22 protein-coding genes and 2 pseudogenes are annotated in these 21,076 nt (G+C 51.2%); 14 read left to right on the top strand and 10 right to left on the bottom strand.

Annotated elements, in window-relative coordinates:
- The first annotated feature begins 106 nt into the window (after positions 1 to 106).
- The 3 genes from mqo (at position 107) to FJW00_RS08150 (ending at position 2,947) form a co-directional block, all read left to right on the top strand.
- The gene (gene mqo / locus FJW00_RS08160; RefSeq protein ID WP_140923480.1) at positions 107 to 1,756 is read left to right on the top strand and encodes a malate dehydrogenase (quinone); all 1,650 of its coding nucleotides are present in this window, start codon (positions 107 to 109) and stop codon (positions 1,754 to 1,756) included.
- A gap of 313 nt (positions 1,757 to 2,069) precedes the next feature.
- Positions 2,070 to 2,486 carry a GNAT family N-acetyltransferase gene (locus FJW00_RS08155; protein ID WP_140923478.1) on the top strand — a complete coding sequence of 139 codons (417 nt, stop codon included), beginning with the start codon at positions 2,070 to 2,072 and terminating at the stop codon, positions 2,484 to 2,486.
- 149 nt (positions 2,487 to 2,635) lie between these two features.
- On the top strand, positions 2,636 to 2,947 hold the full coding sequence (locus FJW00_RS08150) for an antibiotic biosynthesis monooxygenase (RefSeq protein WP_140923475.1): 312 nt from the start codon (positions 2,636 to 2,638) through the stop codon (positions 2,945 to 2,947).
- Between the two features lie 143 nt (positions 2,948 to 3,090).
- Here FJW00_RS08150 and FJW00_RS08145 read toward each other — a convergent pair whose 3' ends face one another.
- The 5 genes from FJW00_RS08145 to FJW00_RS08125 all read right to left on the bottom strand — a co-directional run bounded on the left by FJW00_RS08145 (position 3,091) and on the right by FJW00_RS08125 (position 6,765).
- Complete coding sequence (locus FJW00_RS08145) at positions 3,091 to 3,693, bottom strand: site-specific integrase (RefSeq protein WP_118891880.1); 603 nt, start codon at positions 3,691 to 3,693, stop codon at positions 3,091 to 3,093.
- 180 nt (positions 3,694 to 3,873) lie between these two features.
- A complete protein-coding gene (locus FJW00_RS08140) occupies positions 3,874 to 4,221 on the bottom strand; it encodes a hypothetical protein (RefSeq protein ID WP_004114521.1) in 348 nt (115 codons plus the stop codon).
- Between the two features lie 23 nt (positions 4,222 to 4,244).
- Positions 4,245 to 4,472 (bottom strand): type II toxin-antitoxin system Phd/YefM family antitoxin, encoded by a 228-nt coding sequence (locus FJW00_RS08135; protein ID WP_004114519.1) that lies wholly within the window; start codon positions 4,470 to 4,472, stop codon positions 4,245 to 4,247.
- 461 nt (positions 4,473 to 4,933) lie between these two features.
- Complete coding sequence (locus tag FJW00_RS08130; RefSeq protein WP_140923473.1) at positions 4,934 to 5,536, bottom strand: cysteine hydrolase family protein; 603 nt, start codon at positions 5,534 to 5,536, stop codon at positions 4,934 to 4,936.
- A 17-nt stretch (positions 5,537 to 5,553) separates the two neighbouring features.
- Entirely contained in the window at positions 5,554 to 6,765 is a 1,212-nt protein-coding gene (locus tag FJW00_RS08125; RefSeq protein WP_140923471.1) for an MFS transporter, read from the bottom strand.
- Between FJW00_RS08125 and FJW00_RS08120 the strand changes: the two genes are divergently transcribed.
- The gene (locus FJW00_RS08120; RefSeq protein WP_258317024.1) at positions 6,736 to 7,506 is read left to right on the top strand and encodes a GntR family transcriptional regulator; all 771 of its coding nucleotides are present in this window, start codon (positions 6,736 to 6,738) and stop codon (positions 7,504 to 7,506) included. The genes FJW00_RS08125 and FJW00_RS08120 overlap by 30 nt on opposite strands.
- A 267-nt stretch (positions 7,507 to 7,773) precedes the next feature.
- Here the strand turns inward: FJW00_RS08120 and FJW00_RS08115 are convergent, their stop codons facing one another.
- Both FJW00_RS08115 and FJW00_RS08110 read right to left on the bottom strand, forming a co-directional pair.
- On the bottom strand, positions 7,774 to 8,523 hold the full coding sequence (locus FJW00_RS08115) for an HD domain-containing protein (protein WP_140029212.1): 750 nt from the start codon (positions 8,521 to 8,523) through the stop codon (positions 7,774 to 7,776).
- 27 nt (positions 8,524 to 8,550) lie between these two features.
- Positions 8,551 to 9,249, bottom strand: coding sequence for a DJ-1/PfpI family protein (locus tag FJW00_RS08110; RefSeq protein ID WP_140923469.1), 699 nt, complete (start codon positions 9,247 to 9,249; stop codon positions 8,551 to 8,553).
- Positions 9,250 to 9,338: 89 nt separating this feature from the next.
- Between FJW00_RS08110 and FJW00_RS08105 the strand changes: the two genes are divergently transcribed.
- Both FJW00_RS08105 and FJW00_RS22560 read left to right on the top strand, forming a co-directional pair.
- Positions 9,339 to 10,268: a GlxA family transcriptional regulator gene (locus FJW00_RS08105; RefSeq protein WP_140923467.1), complete on the top strand. Its 930-nt coding sequence runs from the start codon at positions 9,339 to 9,341 to the stop codon at positions 10,266 to 10,268.
- Positions 10,269 to 10,274: 6 nt separating this feature from the next.
- Positions 10,275 to 10,394 (top strand): annotated as a pseudogene (locus tag FJW00_RS22560) (GNAT family N-acetyltransferase); the annotation flags it as partial.
- A 149-nt stretch (positions 10,395 to 10,543) separates the two neighbouring features.
- Here FJW00_RS22560 and FJW00_RS08095 read toward each other — a convergent pair.
- Positions 10,544 to 11,218: a DUF2625 domain-containing protein gene (locus tag FJW00_RS08095; RefSeq protein ID WP_140923465.1), complete on the bottom strand. Its 675-nt coding sequence runs from the start codon at positions 11,216 to 11,218 to the stop codon at positions 10,544 to 10,546.
- 330 nt (positions 11,219 to 11,548) lie between these two features.
- Here FJW00_RS08095 and FJW00_RS08090 point away from each other — a divergent pair, with 330 nt between their 5' ends.
- Genes FJW00_RS08090 through FJW00_RS08080 form a run of 3 tightly spaced genes read left to right on the top strand, consistent with a single transcriptional unit; the run spans position 11,549 to position 13,744 of the window.
- Complete coding sequence (locus tag FJW00_RS08090) at positions 11,549 to 12,355, top strand: DcrB-related protein (RefSeq protein ID WP_046102947.1); 807 nt, start codon at positions 11,549 to 11,551, stop codon at positions 12,353 to 12,355.
- Positions 12,352 to 13,515 (top strand): PAAR domain-containing protein, encoded by a 1,164-nt coding sequence (locus tag FJW00_RS08085; RefSeq protein WP_140923463.1) that lies wholly within the window; start codon positions 12,352 to 12,354, stop codon positions 13,513 to 13,515. The genes FJW00_RS08090 and FJW00_RS08085 overlap by 4 nt, the downstream gene beginning before the upstream one ends.
- A 1-nt stretch (position 13,516) precedes the next feature.
- Positions 13,517 to 13,744: an Imm74 family immunity protein gene (locus FJW00_RS08080; protein WP_111207136.1), complete on the top strand. Its 228-nt coding sequence runs from the start codon at positions 13,517 to 13,519 to the stop codon at positions 13,742 to 13,744.
- Positions 13,745 to 14,116: 372 nt separating this feature from the next.
- Here the strand turns inward: FJW00_RS08080 and FJW00_RS08075 are convergent, their stop codons facing one another.
- Positions 14,117 to 14,791 (bottom strand): GntR family transcriptional regulator, encoded by a 675-nt coding sequence (locus FJW00_RS08075; protein WP_140923705.1) that lies wholly within the window; start codon positions 14,789 to 14,791, stop codon positions 14,117 to 14,119.
- 114 nt (positions 14,792 to 14,905) lie between these two features.
- Between FJW00_RS08075 and FJW00_RS08070 the strand changes: the two genes are divergently transcribed.
- Genes FJW00_RS08070 through FJW00_RS08055 form a run of 4 tightly spaced genes read left to right on the top strand, consistent with a single transcriptional unit; the run spans position 14,906 to position 18,867 of the window.
- Complete coding sequence (locus tag FJW00_RS08070; protein ID WP_140923461.1) at positions 14,906 to 15,586, top strand: DUF2848 domain-containing protein; 681 nt, start codon at positions 14,906 to 14,908, stop codon at positions 15,584 to 15,586.
- Between the two features lie 11 nt (positions 15,587 to 15,597).
- Positions 15,598 to 16,929: an amidase gene (locus FJW00_RS08065; protein ID WP_140923459.1), complete on the top strand. Its 1,332-nt coding sequence runs from the start codon at positions 15,598 to 15,600 to the stop codon at positions 16,927 to 16,929.
- Positions 16,929 to 17,564 carry a DUF4286 family protein gene (locus FJW00_RS08060; RefSeq protein ID WP_181405364.1) on the top strand — a complete coding sequence of 212 codons (636 nt, stop codon included), beginning with the start codon at positions 16,929 to 16,931 and terminating at the stop codon, positions 17,562 to 17,564. Before FJW00_RS08065 ends, FJW00_RS08060 begins: the two co-directional genes overlap by 1 nt.
- A complete protein-coding gene (locus FJW00_RS08055) occupies positions 17,557 to 18,867 on the top strand; it encodes an MFS transporter (protein WP_009093021.1) in 1,311 nt (436 codons plus the stop codon). The genes FJW00_RS08060 and FJW00_RS08055 overlap by 8 nt, the downstream gene beginning before the upstream one ends.
- Positions 18,868 to 19,054: 187 nt before the next feature.
- On the opposite strand, the pseudogene FJW00_RS08050 reads toward FJW00_RS08055, so the two are convergent.
- Positions 19,055 to 19,267: pseudogene (locus FJW00_RS08050) on the bottom strand (VF530 family protein); the annotation flags it as partial.
- A 205-nt stretch (positions 19,268 to 19,472) separates the two neighbouring features.
- On the opposite strand from FJW00_RS08050, the gene FJW00_RS08045 reads away from it, so the two are divergent.
- Entirely contained in the window at positions 19,473 to 20,777 is a 1,305-nt protein-coding gene (locus tag FJW00_RS08045; RefSeq protein ID WP_140029203.1) for an MFS transporter, read from the top strand.
- Positions 20,778 to 21,076: the final 299 nt, after the last annotated feature.

Genomic DNA, 21,076 nt, shown 5'->3' with positions numbered 1-21,076 from the left:
ATTGCTATTTTTAATTTTATAACTAATTTCGCATTAACTCGTAAATAACATTATTTTAAACTTTGAGGACTTTTTTTAACCAGTACGGTCCGAGCTGTAGATTAAAATGATGAATTCACAAAAAGTTATTCCCGCGCTGTCTCTTGCGGCCCTGTTAGTTTCATCCGCACTTCACGCTGAAACCTCACCAGAAAAAACCGATGTTCTGTTAATTGGCGGCGGTATCATGAGCGCCTCCATGGGCACCATGCTGGAAGAGCTGCAGCCTAGCTGGAAACAGATCATGGTTGAGAAGCTGGATGGCGTGGCGCTGGAATCCTCAAACGGCTGGAACAACGCCGGTACTGGTCACTCTGCCAACATGGAGCTGAACTACACGCCTGAGCGTAAAGATGGCTCTATCGACGTGTCCAAAGCGCTGGAAATTAACGAAGCCTTTATGGTTTCACGCCAGTTCTGGACCGCACAGGTCAAAGAGGGCGTGATGCACGATCCGCGCTCTTTCATCAACTCTACACCACACATGAGCTTCGTCTGGGGCGACAACGTCGACTTCCTGACCAAGCGCTATGCTGCACTGCAGAAAACCGCGCTGTTCCAGGGCATGAAATTCTCCACCGATCACAAGCAGATCGAACAGTGGGCGCCGCTGGTCATGGAAGGTCGTGATCCGCAGCAGAAAGTCGCGGCAACCTGGACCCCGGTCGGCACCGATGTTAACTACGGTGAAATTACCCGTCAGCTGATCGGCAGCCTGAAGAAGAATAACAACTTCCGTCTGGAAACCTCATCTGAAGTCACCGAGTTCAAGCGCAACGGCGACAATTCCTGGCACGTCACCATCAAAGATGTCAAAAATGGCAGCGAGCGCGCGGTCGATGCGAAATATGTCTTTATCGGTGCCGGTGGCGGCGCGCTGAAGTTACTGCAGAAAACCGGCATCCCGGAAGCGGACAACTATGCGGGCTTCCCGGTTGGCGGCTCGTTCCTCGTGACCGAAAACAGCGCGATTGCGAATCGTCACCTGGCGAAAGTCTATGGTCAGGCTTCCACCGGTGCACCACCGATGTCTGTTCCGCATCTGGATACCCGTTATCTGGATGGCAAGCGCGTCGTGCTGTTCGGACCGTTTGCGACCTTCTCTACCAAGTTCCTGAAAAACGGCTCGCTGTTTGACCTGCTGAGCACCACCACGACCCACAACATCGTGCCAATGACCGATGTCGGTATCGATAACTTTGACCTGGTGAAATACCTGATCGGTCAGGTGATGCTGAGTGATGAAGATCGCTTCGACGCGCTGAGAGAGTACTATCCGGACGCGAAGAAAGAGGACTGGAAACTGATTCAGGCCGGTCAGCGTGTTCAGATCATCAAGAAAGATGCTGAGAAAGGCGGCGTGCTGAAACTGGGTACAGAAATTGTGACCGATCAGCAGAAAACTGTCGCAGCCCTGCTGGGTGCGTCGCCGGGCGCGTCAACCGCTGCTCCTATCGCGTTAAGCGTGATGCAGAAACTGTTCCCGGAAGAGTTTAAGTCAGCAGAGTGGCAGGCCAAGATCCACAAAATGATCCCTGGTTATGGCCAGAAGCTGAACGACAACGTGCCGTTGCTGCAGCAGGTTTGGAATGACACTGCGGCAACCCTGCAGCTGACCACGCCGCCTGTGATCAACATGGATGGCAAATCAGCACCGGCGCCAGCGGCTCAGCCTGAGCAGGCAGCGCCTTCAGCCAAACACGACATGGCGCTGTAATCGCGTCCTGATGTGAAAAGCCCGCGCGGGTCACCCTGCGCGGGCTTTTTTATTGCGTGCTGTTCAGTGCCTCAGGCTGACGGCTTGCCAAGTCACGGCTTCCCGGCAGGCGAGCAGTTGCGTTTAGTGTCAACTAAAGCGGGTGTTTTAAGGCTTGTGGTGGTTTCAGGTGACGAAAGTCTGCTTTGAGCGAAGAGCGGACGTTTAACTGATGACGACTGAGTTTGTTCACTCTGCTGAACATAGCATCTCTGTTGCGAATCATGCCTTATAGGCTTATAAAATCAGAAACCTATATGGAAATGAGGGCACTATGAACATCTCAATCAGAAAATTACTGCCGCTTGAATGGGATCATGCTTACAGTCTGATTTCACAGCTACGGAATATCTCCAAAGAGAAATTTATCGAAAGCGTCAGAATTCAGACCATGAACGGTTATGAGCTTGTTGGCGCATTTGATAATGAGAAAATGCTTGGCCTGATGGGCTTCCGTCCCGTTCATACTCTGGCCAGAGGATTACATCTCCATATTGATGATTTGGTCGTAGATGAGGCATCAAGAAGCACGGGGATAGGGAAAAAACTGCTGGATTTTGCCACTACTGAATCAGAAAGCAGGAATATGAACTTCGTGTTCCTCGATGCCCGACAGCAGGCGATACCCTTTTATGAACGGAATGGTTTTGTGACTCACGCATCACCTTCAATGAAAAAGCCTCTCCGATAAAACCAGAGAGTCTGTTCCCACGCATTTTCCAGTATCGCTATCCATAATGCTCGGATACTCTGATTTGACATAAGACTACGATCACGAATCACATCTCCTTCCACACATATGTTATGTTAAAAATTCCTACAAAACATTAGGATAGAAACATGATTGTAAGAACATGGCACGGATGCGTACCGGTCAAGCATGCAGAAGGCTTTGCAAACCATTTGCAAAAAACCGGGGTTGAACATTCAGAGAGGACACCAGGAAATCTTGGGGCATACGTACGCAGAGAGATGCAGGGTGAATGGGAGCATTTCTTCCTGGCAACATTCTGGAAAGATCTTGAGGCAGTGAAAGCATTCGCAGGCGAACAGTACCAGATTGCAGTTACCTATCCGGACGACGAGCAATTTGAGCTGCTATCCGATCCTTACGTCTTCCAGCATGACGTCCAAACCGTATCCCCTTTGTAGTAATTAGCTGGCTGCTACCATGAGGTGGCTTCTTCCTCTTCGGGGTATGTCCAGCACTTATATTTAACATAACAGTGTAGGTGTCTATAGTCGTTGTTAACGTCTGCTTCTGGCACAGGGCTGCTGTTGCAGCCCTGACAACCTTAGACTTCAATCGATTCAGAGATCTCTAACGCATCATCGACTTCAATGCCCAGATAACGGACTGTGCTTTCCAGTTTCTTATGACCCAACAGAAGTTGGATCACCCTGAGATTCTTGGTTTTCTTGTAGATCAGGTAAGGTTTTGTTCTTCTCATGGAATGTGTGCTGTAAAGTGAATCTTCGAGACCAAGCTTTTCTATCCACCCATGAAAGATTCGGTTGTATTGGCGGGTTGAAATGTGCTGGTTAGTTCCGACCCTAGATCGAAACAAGAAGTCTTTACTATGCAAATTGCCAAGCTTTATCAATGCAGCAACAGCTTCTCTTGTCCCTTTGGTTATCTCAAACTGCACAGGGCTACCGGTTTTCTGTTGCAACACCGTAGCTCTGCTTGAAACAGAGCTACCATATGCAACATCAGATACTTTGAGTTTGACCAGATCACAGCCTCGTAGCTTACTGTCCAAGGCCATATTGAATAGAGCTAAATCGCGCGTTTTACCTTCCAGTTCAAGCCGGATTCGGATCCCCCAGATATGAGATATCTGAAGTGGTCTTTTTTGGCCTATGATACGGTCTTTGTTCCACGGTGACGTGTTCATACCCAAATCTCCTGCAATGTGGGAGATTTGAGTATGGTTGTCCCTTATGAGCGAAATCCGTCTACCAATGCGGAGCGGCATGACGAATCACCCGATAGAAGGTCTACTCAAGTTAACAATCGGCTGGTAAAAAATCGCAGATAAAATTAAAGCCACTAAAGTGGCTTCATTCATCTGCTTTTACAAAGCGATTAGTCTCTCGAAAAGACACTGAAGGACTGACTGTCGCTTGCCAAGAATGACATGGGCAGTTAGTTCCTCCTGTTCTGTATCGTAGGAGTAAAGGATGCGATAACCATCCCTGGTAATACATTCACGATAACGGTCACAGCCTAATTCAAGCAAGTCAGGTGAAAACTGACAGCTCTCAGGGAAAACATCAACTTTCTTTTCAAATTCATCGAGTTGTTTATTAAGTACTTCTTTTGGCTCTTCAACACTGGTCGAAAGAAAATTCAAAAGATTGCGAGCAGTGAGTTTGAACGTTTCGGTGTAAATAACACCTTTTTTTGTGTTGCTTTTAGGCATGTGCCCTCCAGTCATAGCAAGTATTAAAGACTTGCCATTAACTGGTCACGACTATACGTGCGTCCCTCGCTTTTGTCCTTTTCAGAGATAGTTAAGAGTTTCAGCAATGCGATTGCATTATCTCTTTTCAAGCGCTCTTCATACGACTCAACAACATAAGCGGGCACACCGTTTTGTGTGACCAATAATGGCTCTGCAAGATCAAGCACCGCGGCGTGCTTTTTCAGATAACTAATGGTTTCGACTCTCATAGTCTTTCCTCTTAATAAACCTCTATTTAACGAAGCAACTCATTTCATTTGAGTATCATTTAACTCCGTGCTGACGCTAAGTGGTCAACAAATCATCGGCACTTAAGCCGCTTTTAGTTTAATCATCATATTGTGACCCCATCCGCATGGGGTTACCCGAAGGTGGTCTTAATTTAGACCTAATTTAGACCAATGTCAACCACTTAGCATGTTTTATTTTAGTGGGCAAGTTTTTTATGGTTTTACGAAACCAAAATGTGGGGCATTCACCTTCACTACTACGAAGGTTATCAGTTAACATCTGCACGTTTTAACATCCTCTGAACACTGGTGAGGATGTGGGTAGATGCCTATGATTCCTATAACGATGAAGGGCTAAGCCCCAAATATAAAGGACCTCAATGAGCGAGAAGCGGACATTGCTATAAATGATGACCAGCTGACCGGCAACTGATCAGCTATCAGTTCTTACCGGTACTCATTCTCTCTATCAGTTTATCTGCAGTCTGCACTTCAGCATGCTGCGGCAGTATGTTGTTGATCAGAACTGAATGGATGTCTTCGTCGGCATCTGCACAGCAGTCGGCCGCAACTATCAGGTTGAAATCCAGATCGAAGGCCTGTCGGACGCTGCTGAGCACTACGCCGCTCGTCGTCAGGCCTGCCATTATCAGCGTCTGGATTTCGTTAGCTTTAAGGATCATATCCAGATCCGTAAAGCTAAAGGCGCCAATACGGTGCTTGATAATGACCGTTTCGCCTGGATGTGGCGAAACGTCCGGGTGGATCGCACTTTCAGTGGCGCCCGTTACTAAAAGCCCGTTTTCCCGAATGGCTGAAAACAGGGCATTTTTGCTGCTGATTTCCGGATGTCCCTCGCGAAAGCCAACTGTGACATAAATCACCTTAATCTCTGCCTCACGAGCTGCATCAGCCAGGGCGGCAGTTCTGGCCAGTACGTCCGCTGCGGTTTTCTCGCTTAGATAATTTTCCAGAATCAGATTCTGATAATCCATTATCAGGAGCACACTTTTAACGGGTTCAAATTTTTTAATAGTAGACATTTAAATCTCCAGAGAAATTATTTAAGCGATCTGGCATTGCGTTCCAGCAGAACGCGCCAGTTGAGGACGGCGCCAGCCAGCATGAGCAGGCTGGTAACCAGAAAGACAAAACGCATGCCGAGATGGGCACCCGTAAATCCGCCTAATAGCGGACCGGTAAACTGTCCGATAAACTGGGCGGAAACGGAGTAACCCATTATCCCCCCGACGCGCTCTTCAGGTACGCGGCTGCGGATAACGGCTGCGATGCAGGGCAGTAGCCCCCCCAGCGCGATCCCCATGAGGAAACGCAGAAAAATAAGCTGCCAGCCCGCCGTTACAAATGCCTGCGGTATCAGGAGCAGTCCCGCCGCTGTCAGGGCACCGGTAATTATCCGGACGTGCCCGATCCGGTCTGCCAGCCGGCCCAGCCAGGAAGCAGATATAACGCTGCCAAGCGCGGCGGCAGACATAACAAGCCCTGCGGTATGGGTGACCGTCGCCGCATCTGACGTGATAGTGCGGATAAATACCGTGATAATGGGCTCAATCGACATGTTTGCCAGCATAAGAAGCAGGCCCGTCAGCAGCATGCAGATGACAGCGGCCCTGCCGGGAAGCTGTGACCAGCTCACAGGTTCCTTATTTGTTTCTTTGCCGGAGGATTTAACCGGCTCCCGGATAAGCAGCATTGTGAGCAGAAACGCAATGAAAATAAGCGCGCCGGCGAGCCAGAAGGTGGTACGGATGCCGATTAGCGGCGGAAGCCAGCCTCCTGCAAGCGGTCCGGCCAGATTTCCCGCCATGACGCCGGAGGCAATCATACCCAGCGCCCATCCGGAACGTTTTGCGGGGGCCTGTACGGCGATAAGGATTGTAGCGCCGGAAGAGTATCCGCCCGCCAGCCCGACCAGAAGCCGCAGGATCAGCAGATGCCATATATTCGTGGCAAACCCCATCAGTGAAACCATAAGCGCCATACCGAAACTCGCCCTGACAAGCATGGCTTTGCGGCCATAGCGATCGCCCAGACGACCCCAGATGGGCGCAATGAGCCCGGCTGACAGAAACGTTGCGCTGTAGGCAATACCAGACCATTGCACAATGGCCGCGTGCCCGGAAACGCCCAATTGCTCAACGAACAGGGGCAGAAAAGGCAGCATAAGAGTCATGGCAAATACGGTAGAAAACGATCCCACCATGCAGACAATGAGATTGCGATGCCAGAATGGACTGCCCGTTTCAGACATAAATCAACCTTGGAATTTGTTTGGGATACCAAAATGGGATACCATACAGATCTGAGCTCAGTGATGTCAATCAAAGATGGGACTAGAGATATGTCGCAGCAGACAGAGGTTGAAAACCGGCTAAGAGAAATGATCTTGAATCTGGATATCAGTCCAGGTGAACGCATCACAGAAAGGTGGGCTGAAGCTGCTTTGGGCGCATCCAGGACGCCGGTCAGGGCCGCTTTCATAAGGCTGGCAAATGAGGGACTTCTGCGTCGTGAGGGACGTGGCTGGATGACGGCACCAGTGGAGCCGGAAGAAATTCGACAGTTGTTTGATTATCGCGAAGCGCTTGAGATATCTGCACTCCGTATGGCGGAAGGAAAAATTACGGATGACCAATTGCAGTCACTTGTCGGTATTCTGGAAACTGACAAAACTCTTGCGTCTAAAGAGGAGATGAGCCGTGCCGGTACGGAGTTTCATCTTGCTCTGGCAAACCTGGCCGCGAATAAGTTTCTTACTGAGAGCCTGAAAGATGTTCTTCAGCAACTGTCACGGGCCCGCTGGCTGGACAGTGGAAGCGAACAGGCTGCATGGGAAGAACATCACATATTAGTGAATGCCCTGAAGCAGGATGACATTAAAACCGCGTGCTCTCTTGTAAGCACGCACATTCGTTCAAGTCGGGACAGAACGATTGATGCGTTGACCCTAAATCAGAGAACACTGCGCGCTCGCGGCATTAAATTAGCCTGACTTATGTCGTTCTGTATTATAAGTTCTTCATTACCAGTGCTATCGCAATGTCCGCCTTTGGCACGAAGCGGACGCTGGGCGCTAAAGTTCCGCTCTGAGCGAAAAACGGACAATGACGATTGTTATCACACAAAGCTGCATAGGATAAAAAGCCAACAGATCAGCGTCTAAAGTCAGCGCTCCTGGTCAAAAGTGTTATATGTACTCCCTTGCATAAGGGAGTAAGTAAAATCTGTCCCAGGCGCTATGATTTAACAGGAAAGATTTTTATCTGTTAAAAGGATACTTTGGCTTTATATCGCAATAATTTATTGCAGGAAATCCCTGCACCATTTTTATTCCGATGTCTTTTTCGAATGAAAGATAGGCTGTGTGTGGCTTTTTTCTCAAAACGTTGGCAACCAGCTCCATAAAATGAGCTTTATTCCCATTTTGTGGAAATCGCTCAAATATTTCTTCAAAAAAGCTCATTGGGAACATATTTGCATTCATCCCACCATCCATAAATGCGCCTAAGTGAACAAGCGCAATTTCTGGTCGTTTTCGTTCTGGCAACTCCATAGTCGCGTGTAAAGATATCGCATCCCATATAACATCTGCTTTTTCTTCAGAGAAATTATTATCAACCAGGTATTGTCGTGCTGCATCGGCTCCATCTAATTCAAACCTGGCATCTTTAATAAATCTTTCCGTGAGGCCCAGATCATGCATTATACAACCCAAATAAAGCATTTCCTCATCGAAAATTTTGCCAAGTTTTTTTCCAATAGAAGCACCAAACAAATAAGTTCTTACGACATGGTTAAAAAGTGGAGCTGTTGAGCAGGATGCCACAAGTTCGGTTGCTCCATCAGCGAAACGCGTATGCGGTATAGTTATTCCAGCCAGTGTAGCAGGTAGCTTTCCATTAATTTTTGACATAGGCAGAGTGGGTGAACTCTTACCAATGGCTTTAAAGACAGGTGCAGAAGCGCATAGAACACAGCAATATGAAGAAATAAAATCTCTTCTGTTCATATTTCACCTTTATAATTTTTTAGGCAATCAGCCCTGTAAAAGATTAGGAATATTTTTCGCTGCCTTTTCCAGAATATGCATCCGCTCATACACGCGTTCTATGGCAGATGCTTTCATTTCCGCAGCTATCCAGGCTGGAGCAGTCTCAGGACGCCCAGCGTCATAAGGAGGTTGTGGAGCATATTCCAGCCCTAACTGGACTCGCATCGCTACATCATCACCGCAGAGCTCACCAATTAAAGCCAGAGAAAAGTCAATACCCGCTGTTACTCCTCCACCTGTAATGATATTTCCATCTTTGACCACACGCCCTTCATCCGGAATTGCGCCAAACAGGTTAAGCTGGTTGCGCCATGCCCAATGGCAGGCAGCCTTTTTACCTATGAGTAAACCAGCAGCGCCGAGTATTAATGAGCCAGAACAAACAGAAGTTATGTATGAGGCAGTGTGAGCCAGCGCTACTATAGATTTCATAAACCTCTCGTTCTCAATAGCATTTGTACATCCACTGCCCCCAGGCACACACAGTACGTCACATTCTTTCTCAAGCAAGAGATCGCTAAGCCCCGTGAAATGCATTCCATCCGCATGAATATCCTCACCGCCTACAGACGCAAGGATCGTTTCAAACTGAGGCGTACGGGCGAAGAACTGGTAGGGACCAGTAAAATCAAGCTGCGTTACGCCGTTATAAATTGGCATCAAAACTCTGAAGCGGTTAGTCATGGGATTTTCCTTAAATTGAAATGGTCAGAAATCAGCTTACCATCTACAATGTTGGCAAAAATGACATTAATCATTCAAAAAAGGACATCATGAACATTGGCTTTTACATATTTGATGATTTTCAACTGCTTGATCTAAGTGGGCCTTTAGCTGCTTTTCAGATGGTAAAATTCACAGGCCATCCTGTTTTTTATAAGCTACAAGTATGTTCTCACAAGGGAGGTATGATTAATTGCACAGCAGGATTTTCTGTTGAATCTCAAAGGCTTGATCCAGCTGAAAAATTCGATTTACTTTTGATTGTTGGAGGAAAGGGTAGTAGAAGTATTCTGAAAGACAGCCGTGAAGGTACGGCACTCAGAACTGCATGCCTGAACAGTAAACAATATGGCAGTATCTGCACGGGGGCCTTTGTTCTCGCTGAGCTAGGATTGCTGAATGGTAAAAAAGTCACTACACATTGGAAACACAAGAATGCTTTTAAAAAATTATATCCTGAGGTTACGCTAAATACTGATGACTTATTTGTAAAAGATGGAAGTGTCTGGACATCAGCTGGAATATCCAGCGGTATCGATCTCGCACTTGCAATAATTGAAGATCAACTTGGCTTTGCTGTGTCATTACAGGTAGCTCAGGAACTTGTTGTAGCACAACGGCGCACAGGGGGACAAACGCAATTTTCCCCTCTTTTACATTTAGAAGCTGAGTCGTCGAAAATTAAAAAAGTTTTAAATTATATTCATGCGCATTTAAATCAGGATTTACGAATCGAAATTCTTGCTGAAATAGCATGTCTTAGCCCAAGACAGCTCAGCAGGCTTTTTATTAAAGAAACAGACACAACAATTGCGAAATTAGTTGAAAGAATTCGGTTAGATTCAGCAAAAGCTATGCTGGAAAACTCAGGCCTTTCTGTCGAGAAAGTAGCAAAGCACTGCGGTTTTGGCAATTCATCAAGAATGAGGAGAGCTTTTGTTAAATATTATAATAAAACCCCTCAGGCTTTTAAAGGGTAAGTATTTGCCTGGCTGGAAACAGATAAAAACAGCCGTGCGGCCAAATCCTACATGCAACTCGGCTGGGGTAATAAGACAACATTTGATGGCGCTTTTATTCGATTAGAGAAGCATCGTGGTCGTTGACCTTACAGCTCTTATAGAGCTCCGCTTTTGGCAGGCAGCAGCCATTGGACCGGCATGTCTGCTATGAGCGAGAAGCGGAGGTTAGCTATTGCTCTTAAAATGTTCAGAGTATTACTTATATCCTGGTGTCTTAATCTACACGAAGGAGGTCAGTCGCTGCGCATATTGTTTAATTGATGTTGTAAATTCATGCAAAATGACCAGTGCTCCTCAACAGACACAACAGCTCGTGAACGCTGCTCTACAGGCAATTGTGGCTCGGTCCATAGGAAAGGATAAAAGGAGTAAACCGCGTCCCCCTTTATTTCAGATGTTTCTTCACGCCAGCCTGTCCAGCGTACGCTTTGATAGAATCGATCCAAATTGCCACAGAGAACCCAGAGCAGAAAACCTGAATAGTTGATATCAAGGCTTTCCCATTCCAGAGAGTCCGGTGCGAGATAATATACACCGCCTCGATCTTCACCGAATTCACCACCGTTAAGTGCAAAAAAGCCCCCCGATACATCATCAGCAACTAAGAGCGCCTGTAATGTCTGGCCTGTTGTTACCGATCGCGTCCAGGAAGCAGGAGCTCGCGACAGCCTGGGATGACCGGAGCCTAAAACCCGCAACCAGCCATTATCAATCAGGATGCCTCCCGTTTCGTAAACCACAGCGCCAAGCGGGGAGAGCGTTGTTACCTGAAGCTGATGTAACGCAGATCTTGCGAGAGTCGGATTACAGGGAAGCACTTCATAGTGATTGCTCGCTTCTTTCAACCATTGCTGCACCATAAGCCAGCCAGAGCTTTGCTGATCAATTAATTCAGTCAGTTCCCTCATGCATCATCCTTTATCGCACTTCGCATCTTTAGCTTATATATCGGACGACTAGCCGATAACATAAACATGGTCACCATATATTTCTTTAGATATACATAGCATCAGGTAGCAACTTCCGCTTATGGCACAAAGAGGACGTTGTGCAGGCCAATGTCCACTAAGAGCGAAAAGCGGACATTGATAACAGCCTTCTGTGTGAATTATCAGGTAGCAGGTCAGAAGGTGTAAAGAACACCTTTGAATTAGATCAAACTTAAATCAGTATTACCTGGGGATCATTTAATAAACGTTGATATTCTGGTCCGGACTCACGGACCGGAGAAGCTTTACATGTCTGAATATACCTTGCAGGACTGCAACATTACGGTGCCTGACGTATTTCGCGATCGCACCATGAACCTCTTTACCCTAAGCCATACGAATGCCAATGAATTCACCTTTGTGATTTCACGTGCAACCGCTGCTGCAGAAGACACGCTTCAGTCAGTATCCCAGAGACTGTCTTCCGAACTGCAGGCGACTTTGCAGGATCTCTCACTCAATCATGCCCGGCTCACTGAACTGAATGGCAGGCAGGCCCTGGAACTGTTTTACAGTTTCAAATCTGGCGAAAGAATCATCTTTCAGAAGCAGAGGGTGGTACTGACATCTGAAAATAATACGGGAAAAAAGCTGCTCTGTTTCATTGGCACCTGCCCGGATGCGTTTGACGATTACCATGGCCGTATCTATGACAACATCACGGACAGCATTACCTTTCCGGACGATGCACCAGATTCTACCGCAAGGGGGAGCCAGATCCCCGCCGACAGCCAGGAACTCTTCTTTAGCTTTGACCGTGATAGCCGCGAACTGAATGTGTTCCCTTCAATTTCTGACCTCTACTCATCGATTGATCTCAGCCGGGCCAGGAACGGCAACTATCTGTTCTTTGACGCTGTCGGTGAACCACTGATGTTGTCTCCGATACCTGATGGCGAGCATGCTGGCCGCTTTGCGCTGTGGGAGATGGCAGGTACCAGGAGACCTGGACTGATATCAAGTTTGCTTCTGGCCAGAACTGTCCGGGGTATTGACGGCCTTGATACCACTGAAGTCGTTGAGGCTTACCTCCGCCAGCGGATAAATGAAAAATGAGTGGTGCCGCTGAAGCTTTTTCCGCTGCACGCGTGGGGGACGGCATAGAACACTCCGCCTCTAAAGGCTGGCTGGTGCTCGGTCTGATAGGCGGGGCCATTGCCGGTGCGGCGTTCACGCTGGCCACGGGGGGCGTCGGAACAGTAGTCCTGGCCGCGACGGTCGCAGGCGCAGCTGGCGGCGGCGGACTGGGAGAAGTTCTCGGCAGTATGTCATGGGCACCCCACCACGAAACCGGCCATCTGGTTACTGGTTCATCAAACGTATTCATCAACGGAAGACCGGCGGTGATGTCGCATATGTCTGTAGGTGACTGTGACGAGCATGGCCCGGCTTTACAGCGGGTGGCAGAAGGATCTTCACGCGTCTGTATCAACGGACTGCCCGCTGCCAGGATGGGGGACCGCCTGACTTGCAGTGGGGTCATCAGCGGCGGATCTACTAACGTCATTATTGGTGGCATTAAAGAGCAGACTGACGTAATCAGTCCTGAAATTCCTGACTGGGTGGACAGAGTACTGCTGGGCGTGGGCCTTGCGGCCACGACCGTTCTGGCAGGACCGGCGATAGCCCTGCTGGGTTTTGCGGGAGGTCTTGGTGGAGGTTATGGCGGCGCTTACATAGGCGGGAAATTATGGGGAGAAGGCTCTGATGGTCAGAAGTGGCTTTCATTAGGCGGTGCGTTTGCAGGCGGCCTTGCAGGTGCAAAAGGAGGCGCAGCCTTTAATGCGTGGCGTAACACGCCTAAGAGCCTCATCAACCTTAAAGAAATAGAACCCCAACTGGCCACTGATCCGGACAGTGCCTTTTTCTGGTCAGGACGTACTGAAGGTGTCGGCGGTCCTGACGTCGCAGAAGCCATCGCGAAGTCCCGGGGCGGTGTCACGCTCGAATCCACAATCAAAGATAAAAATATTAAAATGCCTGAATGGGATTTCGATAACCCGCAGAGCATCAAGGCCTGGGAGGATGTCTCCGCGTCTTATGCAAAACAGGTCTCTGGAGAAGTCAGGGCCGTAGTGGGGCAGTCCCTGCGTGAAGGTAATATATGGGAAAACGTTGAGTTACCGCGCCTGATGGGCAATGATAATGTCACGAAAATCAGTACAATCGATCCGATATCACAGACGGAAAAAGTCATTTTTGTAAGGGATAACTGATATGAAAATTACAGGCACAAGTTCATATGTGATGCTTGATATCGAGGGCAAAAAAATCAGGGCAGAAGGTGAAATGGTCGTGGGTGGTTTTGTGGCTGAAAAAAGCACCATGAAACAGTTTGAACCCCCCTATGAAAGTGAACCTGTGACTGATGCTGTTCGCCAGCATTATATTGATGAAGCAGTCAAAAAAACCCAGGGATCTCATATGGTCCTGAAATTTGTTTAAATCTGTACGGTGAAGGTAGCCTGCTAATTACTTTCACATATTACTTCCGCCACAGTATTGAGACAGGTGGTGCGGGAGGATGATCCGTTTTGACCAGCCCTCCGTAAACTAACATACCATGTCGCAAGCATCGTCCGCTTCTGGCACCAGGCGAATATGCCCCCGCTTCAACGCGATTGCCCCAGGCTAAACAGCGAACCGGCAACACTCCCCAACGGACATATCATGTTCGCGAAAGCCGCTGATCCCCTGAAAACGATATCAGCCGCCAGCCATCATTAGCGCGCCGCTCGCAGCAACCGGGTCTTGCATAAACTGAAATCAATCAGGTGCTGTTAAAAAGGGAACTGGCGACGGCACGCGGCCTGGTCTTTAAGCGGAAAGTAGGGCGCGCTTAAATGAGAAAATATGCGCACGTGCGGCTTCGGCTGCACGTTGCGTATCGCCTGACTCCAGCGCGGCAATGATTTCATTATGCTCAGCGATCACTTCATCCATATGCGCCACGTTGGAAAGGGTGGTGGCCCAGAAGCGCTGCGCCTGTGCATGAATCACGCTAAGGATATCGGCCAGATGACGATTACCGGCTATCTCGGCCAGGACCTGATGAAACTCGCGATCCAGCAGCATCATCTGTTCGCGGCTGCGTAACTGGCTCGCCTCATCAATTTGCTGATTAAGATGACGCAGACGCTCAAGCTGCGCATCCGTTACCTTCTGGCTGCCAAGCTCAACACAGAGCGTTTCATTTACCAGCCGTACTTCAATCAACTCCAGTGCGTCATCAATTGATAATGGCGCCACCATAACGCCTTTACGCGGGATAATTTGCAGTAAACCTTCAGTTGCGAGGCGATGAACCGCCTGATTAACCGGTGTACGGCCTATCGCCAGATCATCCATCACCTGAGCAGTATTAAGGTATTCGCCAGGTTTGTAACGCAACGTTATGAGCTTGTGCCTGAAAGCCAGATAGGCTTGTTCGTTAAGAGAAAGGCTTTTATCTGCGCTGCCTGGGTTCACATTTTGCGCTACTGATTCACTCATCACCACGTTCCTTTTTTTACCTGTAAGACATCTTACACAAAAATCTGGCATGAAAATCGCTAGTTTAAAATTACTGTGAAATTTCACTGTGATTTTTCAACCGGAGGTTTTCTCATGCAGTTGCGATTCTCTACGTGCGACAAAGCCGCGACCACACTGAACGTGGACATTACGCATTTCATTATTGCTGGCTGGGCCGGCCGCGATAAGGAAGCCGTGTTGCACCATATTCGTGAATTAGAAGCCCTCGGCGTGCCCGCACCCGGTGCAGTTCCGCTTTTTTACCGGGTTGCGGTTAATCAGCTCAGCCAGCAATCAGAGCTTGAAGTGGTAGGCGAGCAGACCTCCGGCGAAGCCGAACCCTTCGTTTTCTCGCATCGCGGCGAATTATGGGTGTCCCTCACGTCTGATCATACCGACCGCCATCTGGAAACCTTCAGCGTTGCGCTATCTAAGCAGGCGTGCATCAAGCCGGTTGCCAGCGCCGCGTGGCGCATGAGCGACGTTACCGAACACTGGGATGTGCTTGAACTCAGCTCATGGATTAAAGAGCAGGGTAAATGGGTCATCTATCAACAGGGCACGCTAGCCTCACTGCTGACACCACAGGATTTGCTCGCGCGCTATTTTGCTGGCGGTGTCGTGGAAGAGGGCGTTGCTATGTCCTGCGGCACGCTGGGCGCCATTGGCGGCATCCGGCCATCCAGCCAGTTCCGCATGGCACTGCACGACCCGGTGCTTAATCGCACGCTGGAACACACTTACACCACCGGCGCGCTGCCGGTGGTGGCATGAGGAGAGCGCCGATGACCACACTCTGGCAAGCCAGTCAGCAGTTGCAGAGCGGCGATGCTCTGCCCGAAGCCTTTACTGAATCCGCGTTGCAGGCCGCGCAGGATCCTGAACAACAGGGGGCACTGGTGTTCACGCAACGCTACGCCGCGTCTTGTAGCGCAGCAAACGCCCGCTGGCAGGCAAAGCAGGCGCTAAGTCCCATCGATGGACTGCCTGTCAGCATTAAAGATCTGTTCGATGTCCAGGGAGAGGTGACCACGGCCGGTTCACGCTTACTGGCCGATGCGCCCGTGGCGGCTGCCAATGCCAGCGTCGTCGATAAGCTGCTGCTGGCGGGCGCCGCCATCGTCGGTAAAACCACGATGACGGAGTTCGCTTTTTCTGGCTTAGGCATCAATCCCCATTACGGCACGCCAGTCAATCCGTGGCAGCGCGAACAGCAGCGTATCCCCGGCGGATCGTCCTCTGGCGCGGCCGTGGCGGTTGCTGAGGGCATGTGTCTGGCTGCCGTTGGCACCGATACCGGCGGTTCGGTGCGGATCCCTGCTGCACTCTGTGGCCTGACCGGCTTCAAACCCACGGCAAAGCGCATCAACCAGCGGGGAACGTTACCGCTCTCGACCTCACTCGACAGCATCGGGGTGATCGCGGACGACGTGCGCAGCTGCTGGCTGCTGGATAGCGTCATTGCCGATCGGCCGCTGGCGTTACAGTCGCTGGATCTGCGAAACGCGCGCTTTGCCGTGCCACAAACGCGCGTACTGGATGGTCTGGATCAGCATGTGGCGCAGGCCTGGCAGCGAGCCATCACGCTTCTGAAGCAGGCGGGTGCGACAGTTACCGACATCACGTTGCCTGAGCTGGATGAGCTGAATGCTATGAATGCGCGTGGCGGCATTACGGCTTATGAAGCCTGGCAATGGCATAAAAAAAGCGCGCAGGCACACCCTGAAGCTTACGATCCCCAGGTGCTGGTGCGCATCCAGCGCGGCAGCCATCTCACCGTGCAGGATGCCACTGAGCTTTACCAGCAGCGTGCTGCATGGCAACAGCGCATCAACGCAGCGCTAGGGGATTTTGATGCGTTACTCATGCCAACCGTTCCGCTTGTCGCGCCCACTATCGCGTCACTCAGTGATGCCCAGCGCTATATGGAGATCAACGCGCTGATGCTGCGCAACCCCAGCATTATCAACATGCTGGACGGCTGTGCGCTCTCTTTACCCTGCCACCAACCGGGTTCTGCTCCGGTTGGCCTGAGCCTTGCTTCGATTCATGGTGATGACGCCCGCTTAATCAGCTGGTCGCTTGCCGTGGAAACTGCCCTTAACCGGAGATCCTGATGATGACTCAACCCCACGGCATGCTGTATGTCGCCACCAACATTGGCGCTGAAGATGAGGCTGACTTTAACCAGTGGTATGACCATGAACACGTAGAGGAGCGTGTAGCCATTGCGGGATTCCTGAGCGGTACACGCTATCAGGCAGTTAACGCTGAGTATCAGTATCTCGGTTTATATGAAACCGACTCGCTGGACGCCTTTACCAGCGCCGATTATCACGCCGCATTCACGCACCAGACGGCATGGTCGGTACAGAATCTGCAAAAAATGGTTAACCCCATGCGCCGGGTGAGCACGGTCGTGCACAAGCATGGCAAAGGCACGGGCAATCAGTTAGCGGTGTTAACGCTGCAGGCGATCGATGGCAGTGCGCTAAGCGCCTGGCAGCAACAAATAAGCCAGACGCCGGGCTACATCTCCTCCTGCGTGCTGATGCCAGACAGCGTCCTGAGTTCGCCGTTACCGAAGGAAAGCCAGGATCAGCGGAAAATGCAGCCGATGCTGCTGATTCATTGCAGCGATGCACGGAGCTGCGATCGCCTCGCTGCGGCCGCGGCACAGCTGTTTGCGGGAGAGATACAGCGTTATGCCCTCAACTGGCAGTTAACAAAACAGGAGCTGACCCATGGCTGATACCGATTCTCTGCAACATGCAGCAGGCGCCGTGCGCACCAAATCGAAGACCGGGCGTCTGGCTGCTGCCAGTTCGATTGGCACCGCGCTTGAGTGGTACGACTTTACCGTTTACAACATTATGGCCGCGCTGGTGTTTAACCATATCTTTTTCCCCAGCTTCGATCCGCTGGTCGGCACCATTCTGGCGTTTTCGACCTACGCGGTAGGCTATATTTCACGTCCGCTGGGGGGCTTCGTGTTCGGCCACCTTGGCGATGTCGCGGGGCGTAAAGCGGTGTTGATCATCACGCTGGTGATAATGGGCGTGACCACGGCGTTAATGGGCCTGCTGCCGGGCTATGCGGTCTGGGGCATCTGGAGCCCGGTTCTGTTAGTCGCGCTGAGGTTTGTGCAGGGCATCGCGCTGGGCGGAGAATGGGCAGGAGCCGTATTGTTATCGATGGAGCATGGCGACGCGAATAAACGCGGGCGTAACGCCTCCTTTGCGCAGGTTGGTCCATCCTGCGGCACGCTGATCGGCACGGGCTTTATTACGCTGGTTACGGTGATGATGAGCGCCGATCAGTTTCAGGCGTGGGGCTGGCGCATTCCGTTCCTGCTAAGCCTGGTACTGGTGATATTTGGCCTGTGGCTGCGTCGCGGTGTGGAAGAGACACCCACCTTTGTCGCAATGCAGGAACAGGAGAAAACCACGCACACCCCGTTAAAAGAGGTTTTCGTAAACTATCCGAAACAGCTATTCATTGCCGGGGGATCGCGCATCGGCTCTGATGTCCTTTACGCGCTGGTGGTCGTTTTTACGCTGACCTACGTCACCACCGTGCTGCAATTACCGCGACCGCTGGCGTTGATGGCTACAATGCTGGGCGCAATAGTTAACGCGATTACGGTGCCGATGTTTGGTGCGCTTTCAGACAGGTGGGGACGACGCCCTGTTTACATTACCGGCGCGCTGCTGGCGATTGTATGGTCATTTCTGTTCTTTGTGCTGCTTGATAGCGCGCATCCGGTGTTGATCGTGCTGGCGGTGATTGGCGGTTTGCTGATCCATGCGATGATGTACGGGCCGCAGGCCGCGTTTGTCACTGAGCAGTTTCCGGGACATGTGCGTTACGCGGGTTCATCCCTGGCCTATACCCTGGCGGGCATTGTCGGCGGGGGCTTTGCGCCCCTGATCATCACCACGTTATTTAAAGAAATGGGCAGCACGCTGTGGGTCTCTTTGTACGTCAGTCTGGCATTGGCGATTACGCTATTCGCGTTGTGGAAAGCCAGAGAGACTGCTCATCGTCAGGATTAAGATTGTCAGGGCGAAGGATTGCCCTTGTCCCGGCTATCGCTGAAAGCGATGCTGCGCATAATGTTCACCCGCGGGCGTGTTCATGCCGGGATGTGCAGCATCAGTAACAACAGAGGATAAGCTCAGACTTACCCCGGCTCTGTTTCATAGAGACAAGGGGGCCGCGTCCTCTGCCGGGTTACGCTTTTAGCGAGGCGAGATAGAGCGCTTCCACTTCCGCCCGCGCCCAGGGGGTGCGACGCAGAAACTTCAGGCTCGATTTCACGCTGGGATCGTTTTTAAAGCAGTTGATGTTGACCCGATTTCCCAGCTCCGCCCAGCCATACTGCGCGACTAAATGGTTGATCTGCATCTCCAGAGTGACGCCGTGCAGAGGATCTTTTGAGGTGTGCGCGTTCATTATCTTTTCGCCTGATTCAGTCAATGGCGCACATCCTGACAACGGTAAAGCGGATGTGCAAGGGCTGAGGATGAAAAAGGTCTGTCACACCGTGCTATCACCCTTTTTTCTGTGTCCGCGCTAACGTGACGGGCAGAAGCGTGCGCAGCCGTGCAGCGATTGTGCTAATCATAAGCGACCCATGATTGACTGAGGATCGCCTGCCATGTCCGCTTCCGATACTGATCTGCTGAGCTCCCCCCGCCGCAAACGTGCCCTGATTGCCGGTTCGGTCGGAAATTTCATTGAATGGTATGAGTTTGCCGTTTATGGCTTCCTGGCTACCCTGATTGCGGAGAACTTCTTCCGGCTTCAGGGCGAATCCGCGCTGACCGGTATTCTGCTGACCTACGCCTCTTTTGCCATCGCCTTTTTCTTCCGTCCGCTTGGCGCCGTGCTGTTTGGCCGGATGGGCGACAGGATTGGGCGCAAGCCCACCCTGATTTTTGTGCTGATCATGATGACGCTGGCCACTGCGGCTATCGGCCTGGTGCCGACCTATGCCCAGCTGGGCGTGCTGGCTCCCCTGATCGTTACCGGGCTGCGTATTCTGCAGGGGCTGTTTGCCGGAGGCGAGTATGGCGGGGCGGTGTCGCTGATGACCGAATTTGCTCCGCCCGGCAGGCGTGGCCTGTATGGTGCCTGGCAATCCTTTACCGTTGCGCTGGGATTGCTGGCGGGTGCAGCGATTGTTGCGCTGCTTTCGCGGCTGCTGACGCCGGAAGAGATGCAGAGCTGGGGCTGGCGCATCCCGTTCTTTGTTGCCCTGCCGCTGGGGGGTATCGCGCTCTGGCTGCGGGCTGGCATGGAGGAGACCCCGGCGTTTATCCGGCAGCAGGCGCAGCCCCGCGAAAAAGTGACCGCCAGCCTGAGTGACACCCTGAAAACGATTCTGCTCGGTATCTGCCGGCTGATGGTGTGGTCGGCGGCCGGGTACACCTGGCTGGTGATTATGCCGACCTACCTGCAGGCCTCACTGCACACCGGCTTTAATGAGGCGCTGCTGATTGCGGTGATTTCGAACCTCGGTTTTGCCGTCACGATTATTCCGGCGGGAATGCTGAGCGACAGGATAGGCCGCCGGACGGTGATGGTGTCTGCGGCGATCCTGCTGCTGGTGCTCTCTCTGCCGCTGCTCAACCTGTTGCAGGCTGAGAACACCGCAACCGGGCTGAAAGGGCTGGTGGTCTTTATCGCAGGGGGTGTAGTGGGCCTGCTGGCCGGGCCGGGACCGGCGATGCTGTCAGAGATGTTTCCGACGCGGGTGCGTTATACCGGTCTGGGCCTGGCCTATTCACTCTCTAACGCGCTCTTCTCCGGCTGTGCCGGTCTGATCATCACCGGGCTGATTAAAGAGACGGGCAATCCCGATATTCCCGCCTGGTATGTCATGGCGACCGCACTGGTCAGTATTGTGGCGCTGATGACGCTGAACAAAGACGATCATAAGCGAGCGCTGGATGAGGGGTGACCGCAGGATCAGCGCCCGGAGGGGGCATTCAGGCTGAAAATCTGATCGCGGTTGTGAACCTTGGTCCCGTGACTATCGGCGATTAGGATGATGGCGGCCATCGCTAACGCCAGAAGGAGGATGAAAATTTTACGCATGATAGTAAATGTGTATTCCTGACAGTTCAGTGAGGTCTGATACCGGGGCCGTAACGGCTGGCCAGCTCGGCTTTAATTACAACACCCATAGAGAGTGCCTGATGGCGGGATCGCATTCTTTGATCCTGATACTGAATTGACCGGAAAGCGGGAAAAGAGAGA

The sequence above is a fragment of the Pantoea anthophila genome (genome assembly GCF_006494375.1).
Lineage (GTDB): Bacteria > Pseudomonadota > Gammaproteobacteria > Enterobacterales > Enterobacteriaceae > Pantoea > Pantoea anthophila.
Note: the sequence above shows the minus strand (reverse complement) of the source record. Positions and strands in the feature narration are given on the sequence as shown.